The sequence below is a fragment of the Teichococcus vastitatis genome, assembly GCF_003604215.1.
In the GTDB taxonomy this organism is placed as follows: Bacteria; Pseudomonadota; Alphaproteobacteria; order Acetobacterales; family Acetobacteraceae; genus Pseudoroseomonas; species Pseudoroseomonas vastitatis.
Genome location: NZ_QXGS01000002.1, coordinates 41679 through 62819, shown reverse-complemented (window position 1 = coordinate 62819; position 21141 = coordinate 41679). Strand labels below are relative to the sequence as shown.

The window sequence follows — 21141 nt, the reverse complement described above, 5'->3', positions numbered from 1 at the left end:
AAGGTTTCCCGTTGATGCCCGAGACGATCACCCCGCCGGAGGTTTCCGCCCTGTCCTTCGAGGATGCCCTGGCCGAGCTGGATGCCATCGTCCGCAAGCTGGAGGGTGGCCAATCCCGGCTGGAGGAAGCGATCGCCGATTACGAGCGCGGCGCCGCGCTGCGCCGCCATTGCGAGGCCAAGCTGGCCGAGGCGGAGGGCAAGGTGCAGGCCATCGTGTCCGGCCCAGACGGCAGCGCCACCGGCTTGCGGGACATGGGCTGAGCGCATGAGCGGCGCCGCCCCGGAAACCGCCTCGCCCCTGCTCGCCGCCCTCGCCGCCGCGGTGGCCGAGATCGAAACCACGCTGGACACGCTGCTGCCGCCCGAGGAAGGGCCGGAAGCGCCGCTCTACGCCGCCATGCGCTATGCGGCCTTGGGGGGCGGCAAGCGGCTGCGCGGCTTCCTGGTGCTGGAAGGCGCGGCGCAGTTCCGCGTGTCCCGCACCTCGGCCCTGCGCGTCGCCGCCGCCATCGAGATGCTGCACGCCTATTCGCTGGTGCATGACGACCTTCCGGCGATGGACAATGACGACCTGCGCCGCGGCAAGCCGACGCTGCACAAGGCGTTCAACGAGGCCACCGCGATCCTGGCGGGCGACGCGCTGCAGGCGCAGGCCTTCGCCGTGCTGGCGCATGAGGACACCCATTCCGATTCCGCCGTGCGCGCCGAGCTGTGCCTGCGCCTGGCCCAGGCCGCCGGGCCGCGCGGCATGTGCGGCGGCCAGATGCTCGACATGCTGGCCGAGAACAGTGCCGAGCCCGCCACTGAATCCTCGATCGGCCGGCTGCAGGTGCTCAAGACCGGCAAGCTGATCGAGTTCTCGGCCGAGGCCGGTGCCATCCTGGGCAAGGCGCCGGGCATGCAGCGGCACTGCCTGCTGGCCTATGGCCGCGAACTGGGCGCCGCCTTCCAGATCGCCGACGACATCCTGGACGCCACCGCCACGGCGGCGGAGACCGGTAAGGCGACCGGCAAGGACGCCGGCGCCGGCAAGGCCACGCTGGTCGGGCTGCTCGGGCTCGAGCGTGCCCGCCTGCAGGCCGAGCGCCTGGCGGCGCAGGCCGCGGCCCACCTCGACAGCTTCGGCGACAGGGCCGATCTGTTGCGGATGCTGGCCGCCTACACCATTCACCGGAGGTCCTGATGGCGAACCCCCCCAACCAGGCTCCGCACACGCCGCTGCTCGACCGGGTGCGCGTGCCCTCCGACCTGAAGAACTTCTCCGCCGACCAGTTGAAGCAGGTGGCCGATGAGCTGCGGGCCGAGACGATCCATGCGGTCAGCCAGACCGGCGGGCATCTCGGCGCCAGCCTCGGCGTGGTGGAGCTGACGGTCGCGATCCATGCGGTGTTCGACACGCCGAAGGACCGGCTGCTGTGGGATGTCGGCCACCAGACCTATCCGCACAAGATCCTGACCGGGCGGCGCGACCGCATCCGCACCCTGCGCCAGGGCGGTGGCCTGTCGGGCTTCACCCGCCGCTCCGAGAGCGAGTACGACCCCTTCGGGGCCGCGCATTCCTCCACCTCGATCTCGGCCGGCCTCGGCATGGCGGTGGCGCGCGATCTGAAGTGGCTCGACGGCAAGAACGGCGGCGGCAGGCGCGACGACCGCCACGTCGTCGCGGTGATCGGCGACGGCGCCATGAGCGCCGGCATGGCGTATGAGGCGATGAACAATGCCGGCGCCATGAAGTCGCGCCTGATCGTGGTGCTGAACGACAACGACATGTCCATCGCGCCGCCGGTCGGCGCCATGTCAGCCTACCTGTCGCGGCTGATCTCCTCCCGGCCCTTCCTGTCGCTGCGCGAGGTGATGGCCAAGGTCGCCCGCCGCTTCCCGGCGCCGCTGGAGCGCGCCGCCCGCCGGGCCGACGAGTTCGCGCGCGGCATGCTGACCGGCGGCACGCTGTTCGAGGAGCTGGGCTTCTATTACGTCGGCCCGATCGACGGCCACAACATGGATCACCTGCTGCCGCTGTTGCGCAACCTGCGCGACGCAGAGGAGGGGGCGCCGATCCTGCTGCACGTGGTGACGCAAAAGGGCAAGGGCTACGCTCCGGCCGAGGCGGCCAGCGACAAGTACCACGCCGTGTCCAAGTTCAACGTGGTCACCGGCGCGCAGAGCAAGGCGCCGCCGGGCCCGCCCACCTACACCAAGGTGTTCGCGCAGTCGCTGATCGCCGAGGCCGAGGCGGATGAGCGGATCGTGGCGGTGACCGCTGCCATGCCGTCGGGCACCGGGCTCGACCTGTTCGAGAAGCGCTTCCCGAAGCGGACCTTCGACGTCGGCATCGCCGAGCAGCATGCCGTGACCTTCGCGGCAGGCCTGGCCACCGAGGGGATCAAGCCCTTCGTCGCCATCTACTCGACCTTTCTGCAGCGCGCCTATGACCAGGTGGTGCATGACGTGGCGCTGCAGAAGCTGCCGGTGCGCTTCGCGATGGACCGCGCCGGGCTGGTCGGCGCCGATGGCGCGACCCATGCCGGAGCGTATGACATCGCCTATCTCGGCTGCATCCCCGAGATGGTGCTGATGGCCTCGGCCGACGAGGCGGAGCTGGCGCATATGGTGGCCACGGCCGCTGCCTATGACGATGGCCCGACGGCACTGCGTTTTCCGCGCGGCGAGGGCTTCGGCCTGATCCCGGTTCCCGCCCGCGGCACGGTGCTACCGGTCGGCAAGGGTCGGGTGCTGCGGGAAGGCACCACCGTGGCGCTGCTCTCCTATGGCGCCCGGCTGCAGGAATGCCTCAAGGCGGCGGAGGAGCTGGCCTTGCGCGGGCTGTCCTGCACCGTCGCCGATGCGCGCTTCGCCAAGCCCCTGGACACGGATCTGGTGGAGCGGCTGGCACGCGAGCACGAGGTGCTGGTGACCATCGAGGAGGGCTCGGTCTGCGGCTTCGGCGCGCTGGTGATGCAGCACCTGGCCTGGAAGGGCGCCTTCGATGCCGGGCTGAAGTTCCGCCCGATGGTGCTGCCGGACGCCTTCATCGACCACGACACGCCGAAGCTGCAATACGAGCAATGCGGCCTCTCGGCGCGCTCGATCGTCGAGACGGCGGTGGCGGCGCTGGGCCGCGCGAACGGGGCGATGCCGGCCCGCGCCTGAGACCTGGTTCCAAGACGGGCGGGGTCCGGGGTGACGTCGTCACCCTGGCGGGTTCCGGGGGTGTCGCCCCTGGTTCCGTCCCGGGAGTGTGCGAAACGATGCCCAAGCAGAGAGCCGACCTCGCCCTGGTGGACCGGGGGCTGGTGGAATCCCGCGCCAAGGCCCAGGCGCTGATCATGGCCGGCAAGGTGTTCTCCAACACCCGCCGGGTGGACAAGCCCGGCCAGCCTGTGGCCGAGGACACGCCGCTGGAGGTGAAGGGGCAGGAACACCCCTGGGTCAGCCGCGGCGGCATGAAGCTCTCGCACGCGCTGGAGCATTTCGGGCTGGACCCGGCAGGCCGGGTGGCGGTGGATGTGGGAGCCTCTACCGGCGGCTTCACCGACGTGCTGCTGCATCACGGCGCGGCCAGGGTTTATGCCGTGGATGTCGGGCATGGCCAGCTGGCGTGGAAGCTGCGCAGTGATGAGCGGGTGGTGGTGCTGGAGAAAACCAATGCCCGCAGGCTCGACGCCACGCTGATCCCGGAAGCCCCAGGGGTAGTGGTGTGCGATGCCAGCTTCATCGGGCTGGCCACCGTGCTGCCCGCCGCGCTGACACTGGCTTCACCGGCGGCCTGGGCCGTGGCGCTGATCAAGCCGCAATTCGAAGCCGGACCGGACAAGGTGGGCAAGGGTGGCGTGGTGCGCGACCCGGCGGTGCATGATGAGGTTTGCGAACGCGTCCGGAGCTGGTGGTCGGGCCTGCCGGGCTGGACGGTGCTGGGAATCGAGCCGAGTCCGATCCTGGGGCCGGAAGGCAACCGGGAATTCCTGATCGCCGCCCGGAAAGCCGGCTAGCAGCCGGGAGGCCGCCTGCCATCAGGCGGCGCGCGGCACCGCCGGTTTGCCCGCGGTCGAGATTTCCTGCAGCAGCGACCAGACCCGATGCGGATCCATGCGGACTTCAGGGTCGTTCAGCAGGCGGTCAAGCTCCAGAAGCTTGGCTTCCATGTCGCGCTCGGACATCGTCGATCTCGTCTTTGGCACGGCGGTTGAGGAGTTCGTGCAATGCAGCATGATGCAGAAAGTTACAGCGCTGCGACGAAACATCCTCGTGACCAGACAAGAATTTCCCGCCCCGCTTCAGGTGAGCGAGACGATGGCGGGCTGCAGTTCGGGCCGCTGGGCCTGCGCGTGCGACTGGTTGCGGAAGCGGAGCTCGCCCTGTTCCGCGGCATCGGGCGGCGCGCAGTCGAACATCTCCATGCGGGTGACGCAGCTGGCGGCGGTGATCCGCGCGGCGTCCGGCGTGGTGTAGAAGCGGCGGACGCCCCCCTCCAGCTCCAGCGTGTCGCGCAGGTTGCGCCATTCGGAGCGGTCCACATCCTCCAGAAAGACGGAGATGATGCCGGCGCATGTGCCGGACAGGCGGGTCGCGGCACAGCTGGCCAGGCGGCGGGTGATGGCGGCGGTGATGGCGTTCTCCCGCCCGGCGCGCGCTGCCATGACGAACACGTTGCTGCCGGTGGCGTCGCTGGTGACCGCCAGATGCGCGTCGGGGCCGAACTGGTTGCGGAGCTGGGCCGAGAAGCCTGCTCCCGCAGCCTGCACTCCGGCCAGCATCAATGGATCGAGCTTCAGCACGGCGGCACCGTTGGTGTCCTGCCGCTTCTGGTCCGCCAGCATGGTGCTGACGCGCTGTTGCAGGGTGGCGAGTTCCGCGGGGTTCTGGATGCCGTCGGGAAGGGTCATCTTCAGCAGGTACCGGCCGGGATGGGCCGCCAGCCAGTTCTGCAGGTCCGGATTTACGCTGTCGACCAGGGTGAACCAGTCACCACGGTTGAGATGACGGCCTTCCTCGGCGGACACCGTCTCGCACACCAGTTCGGCGCGGGCCTCGCCATATTCCAGCACCAGGTCATGCGGCGTGTCGTCGGTCAATCCGGTGAAATGCACCGTGAAGCCGCGGGCCCGCTGCCGCGCCGCTTCGCGCAGCATGTGGAACAGCGGGATCAAGGTGGCCTCGCCCACCAATCCTTCCAGCAGCCGCTGGCGCAACCGCTCGCGCGGCGGGTCCGGCAGGGTGTCGGCCAGGGCCACGGCGTCGCGCGCCAGGGCGATGATGCGGCGTTCGGCCCGGTTGGGGGTCACGCCATTCTCCGGCTGGGCGAGCTTCGAGAGGATCAGTTCCAGGGCATGCCGCTGCTGCCGGGCGCGGCCGGACCAGGAATTCGGCACGGCACCCCGCGCGATCTCCGCCATGCGGAGCCGCCAGGGGGTTTCCCCGGCCAGGGCCAGGAAGCCGAGGCAGTCCTGGTGGCCAGAGGCATCGTCGGCGCGCTGCATCGTGTTCAGCCCCCTTCCCATCGGACCCTGCTACCTTCCCGGAGGCGGCAACGCAGCGTCAAGCGCAGGGTTGACCATCCCCAAGCGGCGCTCACGTTTAGTTGCGCGGCAGCCTCGTCGTCGTCGGCGCATCCGGGTTCTGGGCGCGGTGGCGCAGCAGGTGGTCGGCCAGCACGCAGGCCAGCATCGCTTCCCCCACCGGCACGGCACGGATGCCGACGCAGGGATCGTGGCGCCCCTTGGTCAGCACCTCGACCTCGGCACCGGAGCGGTCCACCGATTGCCGCGGCGTCAGGATGGAGGAGGTGGGCTTCACCGCGAAGCGGGCCACCACCGGCTGCCCGGTGGAGATGCCGCCCAGGATGCCGCCGGCGTGGTTGGACAGGAATTCCACCGTGCCATCCGCGTTCATGCGCATCTCGTCGGCATTGGCTTCGCCATCCAGCGCGGCGCCGCCGAAGCCCTCGCCGATCTCCACCCCCTTGACCGCGTTGATGCTCATCAGCGCGCCGGCGATGTCGGCATCCAGCTTGCCATAGAGCGGCGCGCCGAGGCCGGGCGGCAGGCCCTCCGCCACCACCTCGATCACCGCGCCCAGGCTGCTGCCGGCCTTGCGGGTGGCGGAGAGCGCTTCCTCCCACAGCGGCACGGCCTGCGGGTCGGGACAGAAGAACGGGTTGCGAACCACCTCGGCCCAGTTGAAGCGGGTGCGGTCAATGCCGAGCGGTCCCATCGCCACCATGGCACCGCGCACTGCCACCGCGTCGCCCAGCACCTTGCGGGCGACCGCGCCCGCCGCCACCCGCACCGCGGTTTCCCGGGCCGAGGAGCGGCCGCCACCGCGGTAATCCCGCACGCCGTATTTCAGGTGGTAGGTCAGGTCGGCATGGCCGGGGCGGAAGCGGTCCTTGATCTCCCCGTAATCCTTGCTGCGCTGGTCCTGGTTCTCGATGATGAAGGCGATCGGGGTGCCGGTGGTCAGCCCCTCGAACACGCCGGACAGCAGGCGAACCTGATCCGGCTCCTGCCGCTGGGTGACGAATTTCGACTGGCCGGGCCGGCGACGGTCCAGGAAAGGCTGAATATCGGCTTCCGACAGGCCGATGCCGGGCGGGCAGCCATCCACCACGCCGCCGATGGCCGGGCCGTGGCTTTCGCCCCAGCTGGTGACGCGGAACAGATGGCCGAAACTGTTGTGGGACATGAACGCACCGGCGCGAAAGACGAGCGCCGGTTATGCTGAAAGCGGCGGCAAAGGCCAAGGGCCATGCCGCCGCTTAATCCGCGAGCAGGGGGGCTCAGCCGCCCGATTGCGGCGTCTTGCGGCGGCCGCCGGCCGGGAAGACGTCCACGGGCCCGCCCAGGGTCTGGGCCAGCTCGTTCATCTCGCCGGGCTGCACCTCGCCCGGCTGGATCGGCTGGCGAATGGTGCCACTGGCCACTTCCTGCTGCTCGGCCTGGCCCAGATGCGACTTGCGGATGGTGCCGCTGTCCTTCTGGGTCGCGCCGTCACGATTCTGCTGGTCGGCCATGCTGGCTTCCTTTGCTGGGGTCAGGACTTCTCGGCGGTGTCGTGGACGTGGTGGCGGTCGCGCTCGCCGCCGCCGCCCGAGATGCGGCTGTTGCGGCTGTTGGTCGAGGAGCCCGGCGTCGGTCCTTCGTCAGGGCCGCCGCCCTTGTGGCCGGTGGGCGCGGATTTGCTCGGGTCCTGACGGTTCTGGTGGCTGCTGCCGGGGCCGCCATGGCGCTCGGTGTCGGGATCGTGGGCGGGCATTCTGCCTTCTCCTGTCGGTGCGGCCGTTCAGCGGTCCTGCTGGTAGCCCTGGTGGGTGGTGTTCTGCTGGATGTCGGCGCTGCGGCCCTGGTTCTGCGGGATGTTGTTCTGCGGCCGCGCTTTCTGCTCCGCCTTGGCGGCAGGAGATTCGCGGTCGGCGCCGGGCACCTTGGGCTGGTTCTCCGGCGGCACCGGCGGCATGTGGGCCTTGCTCATCGATGGAACTCCTGATCGTTCGGAAGGAGATGGCTACCGGAGATTGGCTCCGGCCTGCCCGGCCCGCTCCTTGCGCGCCTGCTCCTCGGCCATGGCGGCGTCCGCTTCCGCCTCGCTGGAGGCAGCTTCGGTGGATTGGCCGCTGTTGGGTGTGGGCCCGTGCGCCGCGGGCGGCAGGGGCGGCTGCTCCGGCACGGTATCCTGCTGGCTCATGCATGCCCTCCGTTTCACGCGGCCGGCATGGCCGCATGGTGGGAAAAACGGTGAGGGGTGCGGGAGGTTTCCGCGCGCCCGGCATGGCCGGGCCGCGGTTCGCCGTTAGACGGTGGAAATATCCGGCGCGTCGACGGCCTTCATGCCGACGACGTGGTAGCCGCTGTCCACATGCAGCACCTCGCCGGTGACGCCGCTGCCGAGATCGGACAGGAGGAACACGCCGGCGCCGCCAACATCCTCGATGGTGGTGTTGCGCTTCAGCGGCGAGTTGTACTGGTTCCACTTCAGAATGTAGCGGAAATCGCCGATGCCGCTGGCGGCCAGCGTCTTGATCGGGCCGGCGGAGATGCCGTTGACCCGGATGTTGCGGTCGCCCACGTCCACGGCCATGTAGCGCACGCTGGCCTCCAGCGCTGCCTTCGCCACGCCCATGACGTTGTAGTGCGGCGTCACGCGCTCGGCGCCGAGATAGGTCAGGGTTAGCAGCGCGCCGCCCTCCGGCATCAGCGCCACGGCGCGGCGGCTCACGGAGGCGAAGGAATAACAGGAAATGTCCATCGCCTGCAGGAAGGCGTCCCGCGGCGTGTCCATGTAGCGGCCGCGCAGGTACTGCTTGTCGGCATAGGCGATGGCGTGCACCAGGAAGTCCAGCCGGCCCCAGCGCTGTTCCAGGGCGCCGAAGGCCGCATCGACGCTGGCCTCGTCGGCCACGTCGCAGGGCAGCACGATGTCGCTGCCGAGGCTGGCGGCCAACGGCCGCACCCGCTTCTGCAGCGCCTCGCCCTGATAGGTGAAGGCCAGCTCGGCGCCCTGCGCGGCCACGGCACGGGCGATCCCCCAGGCGATCGACTTCTCGTTCGCCAGACCCATGATCAGGCCGCGCTTGCCCGCCATCAAAGTGCCGGTGGCGGGGCCGTTGGGATGCGGGGCGTCAGCTTCCATGGATGGGCAGGACCGTTTGGCTCAGGGTTGGCAGGGTGACCGGGCGGGGCATCCCCGTTGCAAGGGCCAACCGGTGGTGGCACACCGACCTCAACTGGGCAAGGGGGCCGCATGACCGCGTCCGACGCATCCGACGATCCGTTCACGCTGTTCCGCGCCTGGCTGACCGAGGCTGAGGCCGGCGAGCCCAACGACCCGAACGCCATGTGCCTCGCCACCACGACGCCGGATGGCTTTCCTTCCGCTCGCATGGTGCTGCTCAAGGGGCTCGACGAGCGCGGCTTCGTGTTCTTCACCAATCGTGAAAGCCGCAAGGGTGGCGAGCTGCTGGCCAATCCGCGCGCGGCTCTGCTGTTCCACTGGAAGTCGCTGCGCCGCCAGATCCGCATCGAAGGAGACATCGAGGCCGTCACCGAGGCGGAATCGGACCAATATTATGCCACGCGTCCCCGCCTGTCGCGGTTGGGTGCCTGGGCATCGCAGCAATCGCGCCCGATCGACAGCCGCGCCACGCTGGAAGCCGCGCTGCGTTCGGTGGAGCAGCGTTTCCCTGATGAGGCCATTCCGCGCCCGCCCTATTGGGGCGGCTTCCGCCTGCTGCCGCTCCATTTCGAGTTCTGGCAAGACATGCCGTTCCGGCTGCATGACCGCCGCATGTTCGACGCGGCGCCGGGCGGCGGCTGGCGCATCGGCCGCGCCTTTCCCTGAGCCACGCCGCCGTGGGCGCGCGGGCCTGAGCGAGATTTCATTCCGCTTCGGCCCGTTCCCGCTCTAGCCTGGGTCATGTCCGGCGCCCCTGCGCCGCCAGGGAGATGGGCCCACTGGAACAACTGGGGCTTGGCCGTGTTATGCAGGCGATGCCCCATTCTTCGGCACGGGTTTGGGCGCCGGATTGGATCAAAGGAGTATCGAGCCATGGCCTATCGCCGGCTGTTGCTGCCCCTGACCGGGACCGCCGCGGGGGAGGCTGCGCTGAACACGGCGCTGATGGTGGCCCGCACCTGGCACAGCCACGTGCATTGCCTGCATGTGCGGGTGGATGCCCGCGACGTGGCGCCGCTGGCCGGCGAAGGGCTGTCGGGCGCCATGATCGAGGAAATGATGGCGGCGACGGAGCGCGAAAGCGGTGAGCGGGCCGGCCGGGTACGCGGCCTGTTCGAACGCTTCGTGCAGGGCCGCGATGTCACCATCGCGCTGTCCGCCGAAACCGCGGCCAAGAGCGACGGCCCCACCCTGTCCTTCGAATCAATCGCCGGGCGGGAAGAGGATGTGGTGGCGCAGCAATCCCGTCTCTACGACATGGCGGTGGTGCCGCATCCGGAAGCGGACGAGGATGTGTCCTCCTCCGACGCATTGCACGCCGTGTTGTTCGATTCCGGCCGGCCTGTGCTGATCGCCCCGCGCGAGGCGCCGGACACCATCGGCAAGCGGGTCTGCTGCGCCTGGAACGGCACCGCCGAGAGCGCCGCCGCGGTCGCCGCCGCGCTGCCCTGGCTGCACCATGCCGAGGCGGTGCGCATCCTGTACAGCGACGACTACCAGCGTCGTGGCCCCGGCGCCGAAGGGCTGCAGGCCTATCTGCGGTGGCACGGCATCCAGGCCGAGGCGGTGCCCTTCAAGCCCCTGACGCGTGAAGTGGGCGCCGGATTGCTGGGCGGCGCGCGCGATTTCGGTGCCGACCTGCTCTGCATGGGGGCCTACAGCCATTCGCGGCTGCGTCAGCTGATCCTGGGCGGCGTCACCCGCCACGTGCTGGAAAACGCCGACATCCCCGTGCTGATGTGCCGCTAACCTGACGCGGCGCGGCCTGGCCGCGCCGTTTCCGCCAGGACATCCAGGGGGCCTGTGCCCCCCTGGCGTATCAGTTCCCTGGCGCACCGGCTCCTGCGGCCGGCTCAGCCGGCCTGCGGATCGATCCAGCCGACATGCCCATCCGGCCGCCGATAGACGACGTTGAGCTGGCCGCTCACCTGGTTGCGGAACATCACCACCGGCATCTGGCCGAGATCCATGCGCATCACCGCCTCGCTGACGGTGAGCCGGGCGATCTCGGTGGGCGTTTCGGCGATCACGGTGCCATGGTCATGCCCATCCGCGCCGTCCAGGCCATCCTGCGAGTCGGCGCCGGACACGCCGTCATCGCCGACGCGGTCCAGCAGGATGTCGGGATCGATGGTTTCGTCCGGCTCGTCCGGCGCCTGGGCCAGGATCACCGAGCGGGCGGTCTCCGCCGTGGTCGGCAGCCGGTCGGTGGCCTGGTTGCGCGAATGCTCGTTGACGCGGCGGCGATAGCGGCGCAGGCGCTTGGCGATGTGCGCGGCGGCCTGGTCGAAGGCGCGGTGGGCGTCGGGGCCTTCGCCCTCCCCGCGCAGGCTGAGGCCGCGTCCGGCATGAATGTCGACGGTGCAGGCAAAGAATGCTCGGTTCTTACTGAAGGTGACATAGGCCTCCAGCGCGTGATCGAAGTATTTCTTCGTCACGTTGTTAAGGCCTTCGGCGACGTGGACCTTGAGGGCCTCGCCGGTTTCGACCTGCTTGCCTGCGACGACGATGTGCATGTGAAGTAACCCCTCCTTCTTGGCTGGAAGGGCCGTCCCATGGGACGGCGGAACGGGCGGGTCGCGCCCGCACCGGGTCAGGCCGGGACGGCCTTCTCCCGTTTGCGCTGCACCGATGAAGGTATGCGCAACGCTTCCCGGTATTTGGCCACCGTTCGGCGGGCGATGTCCACACCTTCACGTCGAAGAGCTGCGACGATCGCATCGTCGCTGAGGACATCGTCCGGGGCCTCGGCGGCGACCATGCTCCGGATACGATGTCTAACCGCCTCGGCACTGAAAGTTTCACCGGCGGTGCCGCCAATGGCCGTGGTGAAGAAATACTTCAGCTCGAAGCTGCCGCGCGGCGTGGCGATGTACTTATTGGCGGTGACGCGGCTGACGGTCGATTCATGCATCTCCACCGCCTCCGCCACGTCCCGCAGGATCAGCGGCCGCAGGTGCGAAACGCCATGGCGAAAGAAGCCGTCCTGGCGGCGCACGATCTCGGCGGCGACCTTCAGGATGGTGTTGGCGCGCTGCTCCAGGCTTTTCACCAGCCAGTTGGCGGCCTGGTACTTTTCCGACAGGAACGCCCGCTCCTCCCGCGTGGCGCTGACCTGGGCGCGGGCGTGGAAGCCGCGGTTGACCAGCACGCGCGGCAGCGTCTCGGGGTTCAGTTCCAGGATCCAGGCGGCTTCCGGCGTGCCATCAGGGGCGGTCCAGGCGGGAGCGGGGCGCATCAGCACGTCCGGCACCAGCGCCAGGGCGGGCGTCGCGTCATAGCCGGCGCCTGGCTTGGGATCGAGCCGCTTCAGCTCCGCCACCATGTCGGCCAGGTCCTCGGCATCGACGCCGCAGATCCGCATCAGGGCGCGCAGGTCGCGCCGCGCCAGCAGGTCGAGGTGGTCGAGCAGCGCGCTCATGGCCGGGTCCAGCCGGTCGCGTTCCGCCAGCTGCACGGCCAGGCATTCCCGCAAGGAACGGCAGAACAGCCCCGCCGGCTCGAAGCGCTGCATGCGTCCGCGGATGGCGGCGACCCGTGACGCGTCGCAGCCCATGGCGGCGGCGATCGCTCCATCCTCCGGAGCAAGGCGGCCGGCAGGATCGAGCAGGGCGATCAGTTGCGCCGCGATCAGCCGGTCGCCGGCGTCGGGAAAGGTGAGCCGCACCTGCTCCGCCAGCTCTTCCCGCAGGGTGCGCGGACGCTTCGCCGCCAGCTCCTCGATGCCGCGGGAATCATCCTCGAAATCGGCCCGGCCGCCGCCCCGCGCCGGCTCGCCGTCATAAACATTGGACCAGTCGCGGATGTCCAGCGGGGACTCGGCTTCGGCCGGCAGGGTGGCGGCACTGGCGCCGTCGAAGCTGTCGGGGGTGGACACGGACGGCTCGCGCGGCACGGCCGCTTCCAGCGGCGGCGCGTCGGGCCGCTCGTCGCGCTCCAGCAGGGGATTGCGCTCCAGCTCCTCCTCGACAAAGGCGCTGACCTCCAGGTTGGAGGATTGCAGCAGCTTGATGGCTTGCCGCAGCTGCGGCGTCATCACCAGGGATTGCGTGAACCGCAGATCCAGGCGCGGACCGATCGCCACCGCTCAGGCCGCCCGGTCCGGAGCCTGGCCTGAACGAAAAGGTGCCGCACGGAACCGGTGCAGCGGGTTCATGCTACAGGCTGAACCTTTCGCCCAGATACACGCGGCGCACCCCCTCATGCGCCACGATGTCGGCCGGCGTGCCCTCCATCAGCACCTGCCCATCATGCAGGATGTAGGCGCGGTCGATGATCTCCAGCGTCTCGCGCACGTTGTGGTCGGTGATCAGCACGCCGATTCCGCGGTTCTTCAGGTGCTTCACCAAGTCGCGGATCTCGCCCACCGCGATCGGGTCGATGCCGGCCAGCGGCTCGTCGAGCAGGATGTAGGCCGGATGCGTCGCCAGGGCGCGGGCGATCTCGCAGCGGCGGCGCTCGCCGCCCGACAGCGCCAGGGCCGGCGATTTGCGCAGATGCGTCAAGCCGAACTCGACCAGCAGCTCGTCCAGCATCTGCTCGCGCCGCTCGCGCTGCGGCTCCACCACTTCCAGCGCGGCGCGGATGTTGTCTTCCAGGCTGAGGCCGCGGAAGATCGAGGCCTCCTGCGGCAGGTAGCCGAGGCCCATTCGGGCGCGGCGATACATGGGCAGGGTGGTGACCTCCTGCCCGTCCATGAACACCTGGCCCTGGTCGGGGCGCACCAGGCCTGTCATCATGTAGAAGGTGGTGGTCTTGCCGGCGCCGTTCGGGCCGAACAGCCCCACCGCCTCGCCGCGCCGCACGCTGAGCGACACGCCGCGCACAACGGGCCGCTTCTTGTAGCGCTTGCCGAGATCCCGGGCGACCAGGCCGCCTTCGCCTTCCACCACCTTCAGCCCGGCGCTCATCGGCCGCGCCCCTGGCCCTGCGGCTGTTCCTGCCGGGGAGGCTGGCCCTGCCTTTGAGGCTGCCCCTGGATCTGTCCCTGGGTCTGCCCTTGAGGGGCGGTTTCCTGGCCCTGCTGCGGGATGATCAGCCCCTGCACGCGTTGGCCCGGGGTGGACACCAGGCGGGCCACGCCGCTGCGCATGTTCACGATGGCTTCCTGACCGTTCAGCTGGTTGTCCCCGCGAGTGATGCGGACGCCGCCCAGCAGCCGCGCCATGCCGGTCTGCTCGGAATAAACCCCGCGGTCGCCGCGCACCACTTCGGCGGGGGTGCGGATCTCGACATTGCCGAACGCCTCGACACGCTCCAATTGGCTGCCTTCAGCCGGGGTTCCCCCTGCCGCACCAGCTGGGCCGCCGCGCGCGGCGGCGTTGGCCGGGCGCTGCGCCGGCGCGGCATTGCCGTCCAGGAAATAGCCCACCAGCGTGTCGGCGAAAATCTGCCGCTGGTCCTGCGTCACCACATGCGCCGCGCCGCGGGCCACCGCCATGCGCTTCTGCGGCCAGTATTCCATGCTGTCGCGGGAGGTCAGCACCTCCTGCGGCGTGGTCAGCTTCAGGGCGCGGCCGGTGAGCACCAGCACCGCCTGGTCCATGTCGTAGATCGCGCGGTCGCCCTCGGCATGGTCGGTGGCGCTGTCGATCTTGACGTTGCCTTCCGCTTCCAGCCGCCAGATCTCGCCACCCGACATAGGCGAGGGCTCACCGCCCGCCGCCGGCGCCGCAGCCGGCTGGCCCCCGCGCGGCCGATAGCGGGCGATCAGCCGGTCGGCGGTGACGGTGACGCCCTGGCGAACAGCGCGGGCATTGCCGCGCGCGATCACCACCTGCTCCTGCTGGCGCCACTCGATGCCGTTGCTGGCGGTGACCTCGATCGGGCCGCCCTGCGTCATGTCCAGCGCCTGCGCCGCCAGCGGCTCGATGCCCAGCATGGCCAGCAGCGCGGCGGTTGCGAGGATGCGCCTCATCGGCCGCCCTCCAGCACCGCCTTGGCCTGGCCGGTGAACACCACCACCTGGCCGCGATTCTCCAGCCGGAAGCCCTGGCTGACCAGCGTGCCGAACGGGCCCTGCGCCGCCACCGGGCGGTCGCCCTCGGCGCTGCCGGCATTCAGGTCGATATGCGCCGCCTCGGTGCGGAGCGTGCTGCCATCCTCGTGCCAAAGCGTCACCTTGCCGGCCAGATCCAGTTCATCCTTGTCGCGGGCGTATTCGCCGGCTTCCGATTCCAGCAGAACCCAGGCGCCGCTGCTGCTCACCATGTCGGCGCGCGGGCGGGTCAGGTCGATCAGGTCCTGCTGTTCGCGCTGCTGTGCCCGGTCGGCCGTGACGTTGACCGGCCGCCCCTGCTCGTCGATGCCCTGGTAGCGGGCGGTGGACAGGCGCATGGCATCGGTGGTCGTCTGCCCGGCGCGGCGGAAGGCCAGCCGGCCACGATCCTCGGCGCTGTCGAATTCCGGCCACAAGGCCACAACCGCCAGCAAGGCCAGCGCGCCCACGGGCAGCAGCCACTTGGCCAAGCGGACAAAGAAGCGGCGGCGGGCCAGCGCGCCCTCGTTCATCACCATGCGGGCGCGGGAGGGCTGCAGCATGCGCGAGCGGCTCTGGCCCCCGCTGCTCCGGACCGGCGCGGCCGGGATGTCCCGTGGCGGAACGGCCATGCTCATGCCGGCCCCGGAACGGCGATCCGGAAGCCGCGGCCAGGGCGCGACAGGTTCAGGAAGTTCGGAAAGGGCCTCACTCGCCTTGTATGGGGCGGGGGGGCGCCGGGGTCAACGCGGGTTGCGCGAAGCCCAATCAAAAATCATGCCAGTGCCGCAGCGATTTCAACCGATAACGCCTAATGCGCGAAAATATCCGGATCGTCATAGCCGAGCAGATCCAGCGCCCCCCGGGTCGGCAGAAAGCGGAAACAGGCTTCCGCCAGTTCCAGCCGCCCTTCGCGCCGGAGCAAGCCTTCCAGCGTGGCCCACAAGGCATGCAGGTGCAGCACGTCGGAGGCGGCATAGGCGAGCTGCTCGGGCGTCAGCTCGGCGGCTCCCCAGTCGGAGGATTGCTGCTGCTTGGAGATCTCCACTCCCAGCAGCTCGCGGCACAGCTCCTTCAATCCATGCCGCTCGGTGAAGGTGCGGACCAGCTTGGCGGCGACCTTGGTGCAGCGCACCGGGGCGCATTCGATGCCGAGCCCGGCGCGCAGCATGGCGAGGTCAAAGCGGGCGAAGTGGAACAGCTTCACCACCGCTGGATCGATCAGCAGCGCCTTCAGGTTAGGACAATCGGCCCCGCGCCCGCCCAGGGAGGGGGGCACGAGTTGCACGCAATGCGCCGTGCCGTCGCCGGCCGAGAGCTGCACCAGGCACAGCCGGTCGCGGCGCGGATCGAGGCCCATGGTTTCCGTGTCCACGGCAACCACGGAACCGAAATCAAGCCCGGGCGGCAGGTCGTGCCGGTGCAGCTTGATCATTGAAGCGGGTGTGAACAGGGTCTTGGCCATCATCTCCTCAGCAGCGTCCGGCGATGCAGTCAGTGCCGGAGGAGGCGGGGGAGATATGCCCAGGAAAGGACTCGAACCTTCACGACCTTGCGGTCACTGGCACCTGAAGCCAGCGCGTCTACCAATTCCACCACCTGGGCAAGGAGGCGAACCGCCGAATGGCGTGGACGGGCTTTTATGGGCGCCGAAGCGTGGCGTCAACGGGCGTTTTTACAGAAATGCGACGCCCTGGCTGGTGCCCCGCGAAAACGCCAGGGCAGTGCCGCGCGGGCGGGCGAAACCGCCGCTGCCGCGGCGGGTTGGCAGCTTGCGCGACACCAGCGGGAGTTCTCCATCATGCGCCGCCCCTTTCATGCCCTGGCCGGCCTCACCCTGGCCCTGGCCGCAGCCGCCCCGGCCTGGGCGCAGCAGCCCGCCGCCGATACGCTGGCGGCGGTGAAGTCCCGCGGCACTCTGGCCTGCGGCGTTTCCACCGGCGTCGCCGGCCTGTCCCAGGCGGATTCGCGGGGCGAGTGGCGCGGCATCGATGCCGATTTCTGCCGGGCCGTGGCCGCGGCCGTGCTCGGTGATGCCGGCAAGGTGCGCTTCGTGCCGACCACGCCGCAGAACCGCTTCACCGCCCTGCAATCGGGCGAGATCGACCTGTTGTCCCGCAACACCACCTGGAGCTTCGCCCGCGACGTCGGCATCGGCCTGACCTTCGCCGGGGTGCTGGTGCATGACGGGCAGGGCTTCATGGTGAAGCGCGGCCTCAACCTGTCCTCCGCCAGGGAGCTGGATGGCGCCACCATCTGCCTGCAGCCCGGCACCACCACCGAGTTGAACCTGGCCGACTGGTTCCGCACCAACAACATCCGCTTCACCCCGGTGGTGATCGAGAGCTTCCAGGAGGTCACCGCCGCCTTTGTGGCCGGCCGCTGCGACGCCTACACCACCGACCGCACCGGCCTGGCTGCTGTGCGCGCCGCGCAGGGCGCCCAGGCGGATGACTACGTGATCCTGCCCGAGACGGTCAGCAGCGAGCCGCTGGGCCCGCTGGTGCGCAAGGGCGATGCCCGCTGGACCGACATCGTGAAATGGACCCTGAACGCCCTGATCGCCGCCGAGGAACATGGCGTCACCGCCGCCAACGCTGCGGCCCGGCTGCAGGACCCCAGCCCCGAGGTGCAGCGGCTGCTCGGCACCACCGGCGATTTCGGCCGAGCGCTGAGCCTGAACAACGACTGGGGGCTGAAGGCGATCACCGCGGTCGGCCATTATGGCGAGATCTGGGAGCGCAACATGACTCCCGTGGGCATCGACCGTGGCCGCAACCGGCTGGCCCGGGATGGCGGGCTGATGTGGTCGCCGCCGTTCCGCTGAGAGCCGGCATGTCCAGGGGCCGCCGCCATGATCCGCATCGCGCCTGACACCGACCTGCTGCTGGCCATCGACGTGCAGCCCGACTTCATGCCAGGCGGCGCCCTGCCGGCGCCCGGCGGCGATGCCGTGGTGCCGGTGATCAACCGCCTGCTGCCGCGCTTCAACCAGGCCGCGGCGACGCAGGACTGGCATCCGGCCGACCATGCCTCCTTCGCCAGCCAGCATCCGGGACGCGCGCCCTTCGAGACGGTGCGGCTGTTCTATGGCGAGCAGGTGCTCTGGCCTGACCATTGCGTGCAGAACACGCCGGGCGCGGCGCTGCATCCGGCGCTGGAGGCGGGCCGGTTCCAGCTGGTGCTGCGCAAGGGCTTCCGCCGCGGCATCGACAGCTATTCCGCCTTCCGCGAGAACGACCGCACCACGCCGACCGGGCTGCACGGCTACCTTTCGGAGCGCGGCATCCGCCGCATCTTCGTGGCCGGCCTGGCGCGGGGCTACTGCACCGACTTCTCGGCCGAGGACGCCGCCGATCTCGGCTACCAGGTGGTGCTGCTGGAGGATGCCTGCCGCGGCATCACCCCGGAAGCGACCGACGCCGGCAGCCATCGCCTGCGGGGCAGGGGTGTGCTGCTGGCGCGGAGCGGGGACCTCGCCGGCTGATGCCTGCCGCCGCATGGACATGAAAGCTTCACGCAAGCCGAACAGGGCTGTCACAGCCACGGGCTAAGTGCCGCGCCGAACCCCAGGCGCGGAGCACGGCTTGTCCGGCATTCATCTTCAATCGGTCACCAAGAGCTTCAACGGCACCACCGTGCTGCATGGCGTGTCGCTGCGCGTCGCGGCGGGCGAGTTCGTCGCACTGGTCGGGCCTTCCGGCTGCGGCAAGACCACGCTGATGCGGATCGTCGCCGGCATCGAGCACGCCGATTCGGGAACGCTGCAGATCCAGGGGCGCGAGGCCACCGCCCTGCGCGCCGGCGAGCGCGACGTCGCCATGGTGTTCCAGTCCTACGCGCTGTACCCGCACCTGACGGTGGCGGAAAACATCGCCGTGCCGCTGGCCATGCGCCGGCTGAACGCGTGGCAGCGCCTGCCGCTGCTGGGCGGCGTGCTGCCCGGCACCCGCGCCGCGCGGCAGGGCATCGCTGCGGAGGTGGCAATGGCGGCCGGGGCGCTCGGCCTGGGCACGCTGCTGGATCGCCGCCCGGCGCAGCTCTCGGGCGGCCAGCGGCAGCGCGTGGCGCTGGCCCGCGCCATGGTGCGCCGGCCCGCCGCCTTTCTGATGGACGAGCCGCTCTCCAACCTCGATGCCAGCCTGCGGGTGCAGACGCGGCGCGAGATCGTCGCCATCCACCGCCGCGCCGGCGCCGCGACCCTGTACGTCACGCATGACCAGTCCGAGGCCCTGACCATGGCCGACCGCGTGGCGGTGATGCAGGCCGGCCGCATCCTGCAGGTGGCGCCGCCGCGCGAGATCTATGCCGATCCCGCCGAGCTGCGCGTCGCCACCTTTATCGGCTCGCCGCGCATCAACCTGTTGCCGGCGGAAGCGGGCACGGATGGCGCCGTGCGCGTCGCCGGGCTGCCGGTCGGGCTGCGCTGCGCCGCCCGGGGCGCGCTGACGCTGGGCGTCCGGCCCGAGGCTCTGGTTCCCGCCGCGCAAGGGCTGGTGGCCCGAGCCGAGGCCGTCGAGTTCCTGGGCGAGTCCGTGCTGCTGCACGCGCGGCATGAATCCAGCGGAACGCCGCTGGTGCTGCGCCTGCCGCCCGAGGCGGCCGGCCACCTGCCGCAGCCGGGGGGCGAGCTGCATCTGGCTTTCGCGCCGGAGGCGGCGCTGCTGTTCGGCCCGGACGGCGCGCGCTGCCGCGCCGAGCTGGCCGTGGCGCGGGAGCCGGCGCTTGTCTGACCTCGCCATCGCCGCGCCCCGCTTCCGGGCCGCCGCTGCCGGGGAGGCGCTGGCCGCCTGGGCGCTGTGCCTGCCGGCCGTCATTGCCTACCTGCTGATGCTGCTGTTGCCGACGCTGGCCACCGCCGCGCTGGCCTTCACCGACTACGAACTCGGCCTCGACGGCTTCCGCTGGATCGGCCTCGGCAATTTCGCCGAGATGCTCGACGACCGCGGCTTCCTGCAATCGCTGCGCAACACGCTGATCTATGTCGGGCTGGTGACGCCGGGCTCCATCCTGGGAGCCCTGGTGCTGGCCCTGGCGATCGAGGCCGGCACGCGCGGCCGCACCCTGTTCCGCGCCGTGTTCTTTCTGCCCGTGGTGTCGCTCAGCGTCGCCATGGCCTCGGCCTGGCAATACCTGCTGCACCCGACCATCGGGCCGCTGAACGCGGCGCTGCGCGGCCTCGGCATCGCGGGGCCGGCCTGGCTGTCCTCCTCCGACACGGTGTTGCTGGCCCTGGCCGGCATCGGCATCTGGGAAAATCTCGGCTTCAACCTGGTGCTGTTCCTGGCCGGGCTCACCGCCATTCCGCGCGAACTCTACGCCGCGGCGGCGGTGGATGGCGTGCCGTCCGCCTGGGAGCGCTTCCGCCTGGTCACTTGGCCGCTGCTCGGCCCCACCACGCTGTTCGTGCTGACCATCACCATGATCCGCTCGGTGCGCGTCTTCGACACCGTGGCGGTGCTGACCCAGGGCGGGCCGAACAAGGCGTCCCAGGTGCTGCTCTACACGCTGTACGAGGAAGGCTTCACCTATTTCCGCATCGGCTACTCGGCGGCCATCACCCTGGTGTTCCTCGGCATCGTGCTGGCGCTGATGTGGCTGCAGACCAGGATCCTCGACAAGCGGGTGCATTATGCCTGAGCGCACCTCCCTGCTGCGCGACCTGCCGCGCCTGCTGTTCCTGGCCGCCGCCGGGCTGCTGATGCTGATGCCCTATATCTGGATGGCCGCGGCCAGTCTGAAGCCGCTGGACGAGATCTTCCGCGCCTCCCTGTCGCTCTGGCCGGAACGCTTCTTCGCCGTCGAGAACTACGGCAAGGTGTTCGCCCGGATCCCGGTCGGGCTGTACCTGTGGAACGGCGTGGTGGTGTGCGGCGGCATCCTGCTGTTCCAGGTGCTGTTCGCCGTGCCGGCCGGATACGCGCTGGCCAAGCTGCGGTTCCGCGGGCGGGAGCTGGTGTTCGGCGCGGTGATGCTGGGCCTGCTGGTGCCGCCCCACGTGCCGGCGCTGCCGCTCTACGTCGCCTTCAGCCAGGTGGGGCTGCTCAACACCTACACCGCGCTGATCGCGCCCTTCACCATCTCGGTCTTCGCCATCTTTCTGTTCCGGCAGTTCTTCAAATCCCTGCCGGACGACCTGATCCACGCGGCGCGGCTCGACGGCATGAGCGAGATGGCCATCGTCTGGCGCGTGGTGCTGCCGAATGCCTGGCCCGCCGCCACCGCCTTTGCCATCTTCTCCGTCGTGGCGCACTGGAATGACCTGTTCTGGCCGCTGATCATCGCCAATGGCGACAGCCACGCGACCCCCGCCCTCGGCGTCCTGTTCTTCCGCTCGGCCGAGGCGGGCGATGATTTCGGCGCGCTGATGGCCGCCGCGATGATCATGACGGCCCCCCTCGTGATCGCCTTCCTGCTGGCGCAACGCCGCTTCGTCGAAGGCATCGCCTCCACCGGCCTGAAGGGTTGACCCGCATGTTTCCGGAAAGCTTCCGC

25 protein-coding genes and 1 tRNA gene are annotated in these 21141 nt (G+C 69.9%); 11 read left to right on the top strand and 15 right to left on the bottom strand.

Annotated elements, in window-relative coordinates:
- The first annotated feature begins 14 nt into the window (after window positions 1–14).
- The 4 genes from D2K64_RS03935 (at window position 15) to D2K64_RS03920 (ending at window position 3991) form a co-directional block, all read left to right on the top strand.
- Entirely contained in the window at window positions 15–263 is a 249-nt protein-coding gene (locus D2K64_RS03935) for an exodeoxyribonuclease VII small subunit (protein WP_120006927.1), read from the top strand.
- 4 nt (window positions 264–267) lie between these two features.
- A complete protein-coding gene (locus D2K64_RS03930) occupies window positions 268–1185 on the top strand; it encodes a polyprenyl synthetase family protein (RefSeq protein WP_120006926.1) in 918 nt (305 codons plus the stop codon).
- Entirely contained in the window at window positions 1185–3152 is a 1968-nt protein-coding gene (dxs, locus tag D2K64_RS03925; RefSeq protein WP_120006925.1) for a 1-deoxy-D-xylulose-5-phosphate synthase, read from the top strand. Before D2K64_RS03930 ends, dxs begins: the two co-directional genes overlap by 1 nt.
- Before the next feature lie 98 nt (window positions 3153–3250).
- Window positions 3251–3991 (top strand): TlyA family RNA methyltransferase, encoded by a 741-nt coding sequence (locus D2K64_RS03920; RefSeq protein WP_120006924.1) that lies wholly within the window; start codon window positions 3251–3253, stop codon window positions 3989–3991.
- 21 nt (window positions 3992–4012) lie between these two features.
- On the opposite strand, the gene D2K64_RS03915 is transcribed toward D2K64_RS03920, so the two are convergent.
- The 8 genes from D2K64_RS03915 to fabI all read right to left on the bottom strand — a co-directional run bounded on the left by D2K64_RS03915 (window position 4013) and on the right by fabI (window position 8627).
- Window positions 4013–4159, bottom strand: coding sequence for a peptide chain release factor 1 (locus D2K64_RS03915; protein ID WP_120006923.1), 147 nt, complete (start codon window positions 4157–4159; stop codon window positions 4013–4015).
- Window positions 4160–4276: 117 nt separating this feature from the next.
- The gene (locus tag D2K64_RS03910; protein ID WP_157985709.1) at window positions 4277–5479 is read right to left on the bottom strand and encodes a hypothetical protein; all 1203 of its coding nucleotides are present in this window, start codon (window positions 5477–5479) and stop codon (window positions 4277–4279) included.
- Window positions 5480–5576: 97 nt separating this feature from the next.
- A complete protein-coding gene (aroC, locus tag D2K64_RS03905) occupies window positions 5577–6683 on the bottom strand; it encodes a chorismate synthase (protein ID WP_120006921.1) in 1107 nt (368 codons plus the stop codon).
- A gap of 94 nt (window positions 6684–6777) precedes the next feature.
- Window positions 6778–7011: a hypothetical protein gene (locus tag D2K64_RS03900; protein WP_238384000.1), complete on the bottom strand. Its 234-nt coding sequence runs from the start codon at window positions 7009–7011 to the stop codon at window positions 6778–6780.
- A gap of 20 nt (window positions 7012–7031) precedes the next feature.
- Window positions 7032–7253, bottom strand: a complete 222-nt coding sequence (locus D2K64_RS03895; protein ID WP_120006920.1) for a hypothetical protein — start codon at window positions 7251–7253, stop codon at window positions 7032–7034.
- 27 nt (window positions 7254–7280) lie between these two features.
- A complete protein-coding gene (locus D2K64_RS03890) occupies window positions 7281–7469 on the bottom strand; it encodes a hypothetical protein (protein WP_120006919.1) in 189 nt (62 codons plus the stop codon).
- 33 nt (window positions 7470–7502) lie between these two features.
- A complete protein-coding gene (locus D2K64_RS03885) occupies window positions 7503–7682 on the bottom strand; it encodes a hypothetical protein (protein ID WP_120006918.1) in 180 nt (59 codons plus the stop codon).
- 105 nt (window positions 7683–7787) lie between these two features.
- A complete protein-coding gene (gene fabI / locus D2K64_RS03880; RefSeq protein WP_120006917.1) occupies window positions 7788–8627 on the bottom strand; it encodes an enoyl-ACP reductase FabI in 840 nt (279 codons plus the stop codon).
- A gap of 111 nt (window positions 8628–8738) precedes the next feature.
- Between fabI and pdxH the strand changes: the two genes are divergently transcribed.
- On the top strand, window positions 8739–9335 hold the full coding sequence (gene pdxH / locus D2K64_RS03875; protein WP_120006916.1) for a pyridoxamine 5'-phosphate oxidase: 597 nt from the start codon (window positions 8739–8741) through the stop codon (window positions 9333–9335).
- Window positions 9336–9542: 207 nt separating this feature from the next.
- Window positions 9543–10418 (top strand): universal stress protein, encoded by an 876-nt coding sequence (locus tag D2K64_RS03870; protein WP_120006915.1) that lies wholly within the window; start codon window positions 9543–9545, stop codon window positions 10416–10418.
- 104 nt (window positions 10419–10522) lie between these two features.
- Here D2K64_RS03870 and hpf read toward each other — a convergent pair whose 3' ends face one another.
- The 7 genes from hpf to D2K64_RS03835 all read right to left on the bottom strand — a co-directional run bounded on the left by hpf (window position 10523) and on the right by D2K64_RS03835 (window position 16251).
- Window positions 10523–11185, bottom strand: coding sequence for a ribosome hibernation-promoting factor, HPF/YfiA family (hpf, locus tag D2K64_RS03865; protein ID WP_120006914.1), 663 nt, complete (start codon window positions 11183–11185; stop codon window positions 10523–10525).
- A gap of 77 nt (window positions 11186–11262) precedes the next feature.
- A complete protein-coding gene (gene rpoN, locus D2K64_RS03860; protein ID WP_120006913.1) occupies window positions 11263–12753 on the bottom strand; it encodes an RNA polymerase factor sigma-54 in 1491 nt (496 codons plus the stop codon).
- Window positions 12754–12826: 73 nt separating this feature from the next.
- Complete coding sequence (gene lptB / locus D2K64_RS03855; protein WP_120006912.1) at window positions 12827–13579, bottom strand: LPS export ABC transporter ATP-binding protein; 753 nt, start codon at window positions 13577–13579, stop codon at window positions 12827–12829.
- A complete protein-coding gene (locus D2K64_RS03850; RefSeq protein WP_120006911.1) occupies window positions 13576–14586 on the bottom strand; it encodes an LptA/OstA family protein in 1011 nt (336 codons plus the stop codon). The genes lptB and D2K64_RS03850 overlap by 4 nt, the downstream gene beginning before the upstream one ends.
- Window positions 14583–15209 carry an LPS export ABC transporter periplasmic protein LptC gene (lptC, locus tag D2K64_RS03845; RefSeq protein WP_238383999.1) on the bottom strand — a complete coding sequence of 209 codons (627 nt, stop codon included), beginning with the start codon at window positions 15207–15209 and terminating at the stop codon, window positions 14583–14585. Before lptC ends, D2K64_RS03850 begins: the two co-directional genes overlap by 4 nt.
- A gap of 248 nt (window positions 15210–15457) precedes the next feature.
- Window positions 15458–16111 carry a ribonuclease D gene (locus tag D2K64_RS03840; protein ID WP_120006909.1) on the bottom strand — a complete coding sequence of 218 codons (654 nt, stop codon included), beginning with the start codon at window positions 16109–16111 and terminating at the stop codon, window positions 15458–15460.
- Window positions 16112–16167: 56 nt separating this feature from the next.
- Window positions 16168–16251: transfer RNA gene (locus D2K64_RS03835), tRNA-Leu, on the bottom strand.
- A gap of 196 nt (window positions 16252–16447) precedes the next feature.
- Here D2K64_RS03835 and D2K64_RS03830 point away from each other — a divergent pair.
- The 5 genes from D2K64_RS03830 (at window position 16448) to D2K64_RS03810 (ending at window position 21115) form a co-directional block, all read left to right on the top strand.
- Entirely contained in the window at window positions 16448–17473 is a 1026-nt protein-coding gene (locus D2K64_RS03830) for an amino acid ABC transporter substrate-binding protein (RefSeq protein WP_120006908.1), read from the top strand.
- Between the two features lie 27 nt (window positions 17474–17500).
- A complete protein-coding gene (gene pncA / locus D2K64_RS03825) occupies window positions 17501–18133 on the top strand; it encodes a bifunctional nicotinamidase/pyrazinamidase (RefSeq protein ID WP_120006907.1) in 633 nt (210 codons plus the stop codon).
- Window positions 18134–18233: 100 nt separating this feature from the next.
- Window positions 18234–19379, top strand: coding sequence for an ABC transporter ATP-binding protein (locus D2K64_RS03820; RefSeq protein ID WP_120006906.1), 1146 nt, complete (start codon window positions 18234–18236; stop codon window positions 19377–19379).
- Complete coding sequence (locus D2K64_RS03815; protein ID WP_120006905.1) at window positions 19372–20286, top strand: carbohydrate ABC transporter permease; 915 nt, start codon at window positions 19372–19374, stop codon at window positions 20284–20286. The genes D2K64_RS03820 and D2K64_RS03815 overlap by 8 nt, the downstream gene beginning before the upstream one ends.
- Window positions 20279–21115: a carbohydrate ABC transporter permease gene (locus D2K64_RS03810; protein ID WP_120006904.1), complete on the top strand. Its 837-nt coding sequence runs from the start codon at window positions 20279–20281 to the stop codon at window positions 21113–21115. The genes D2K64_RS03815 and D2K64_RS03810 overlap by 8 nt, the downstream gene beginning before the upstream one ends.
- Window positions 21116–21141 lie beyond the last annotated feature (26 nt).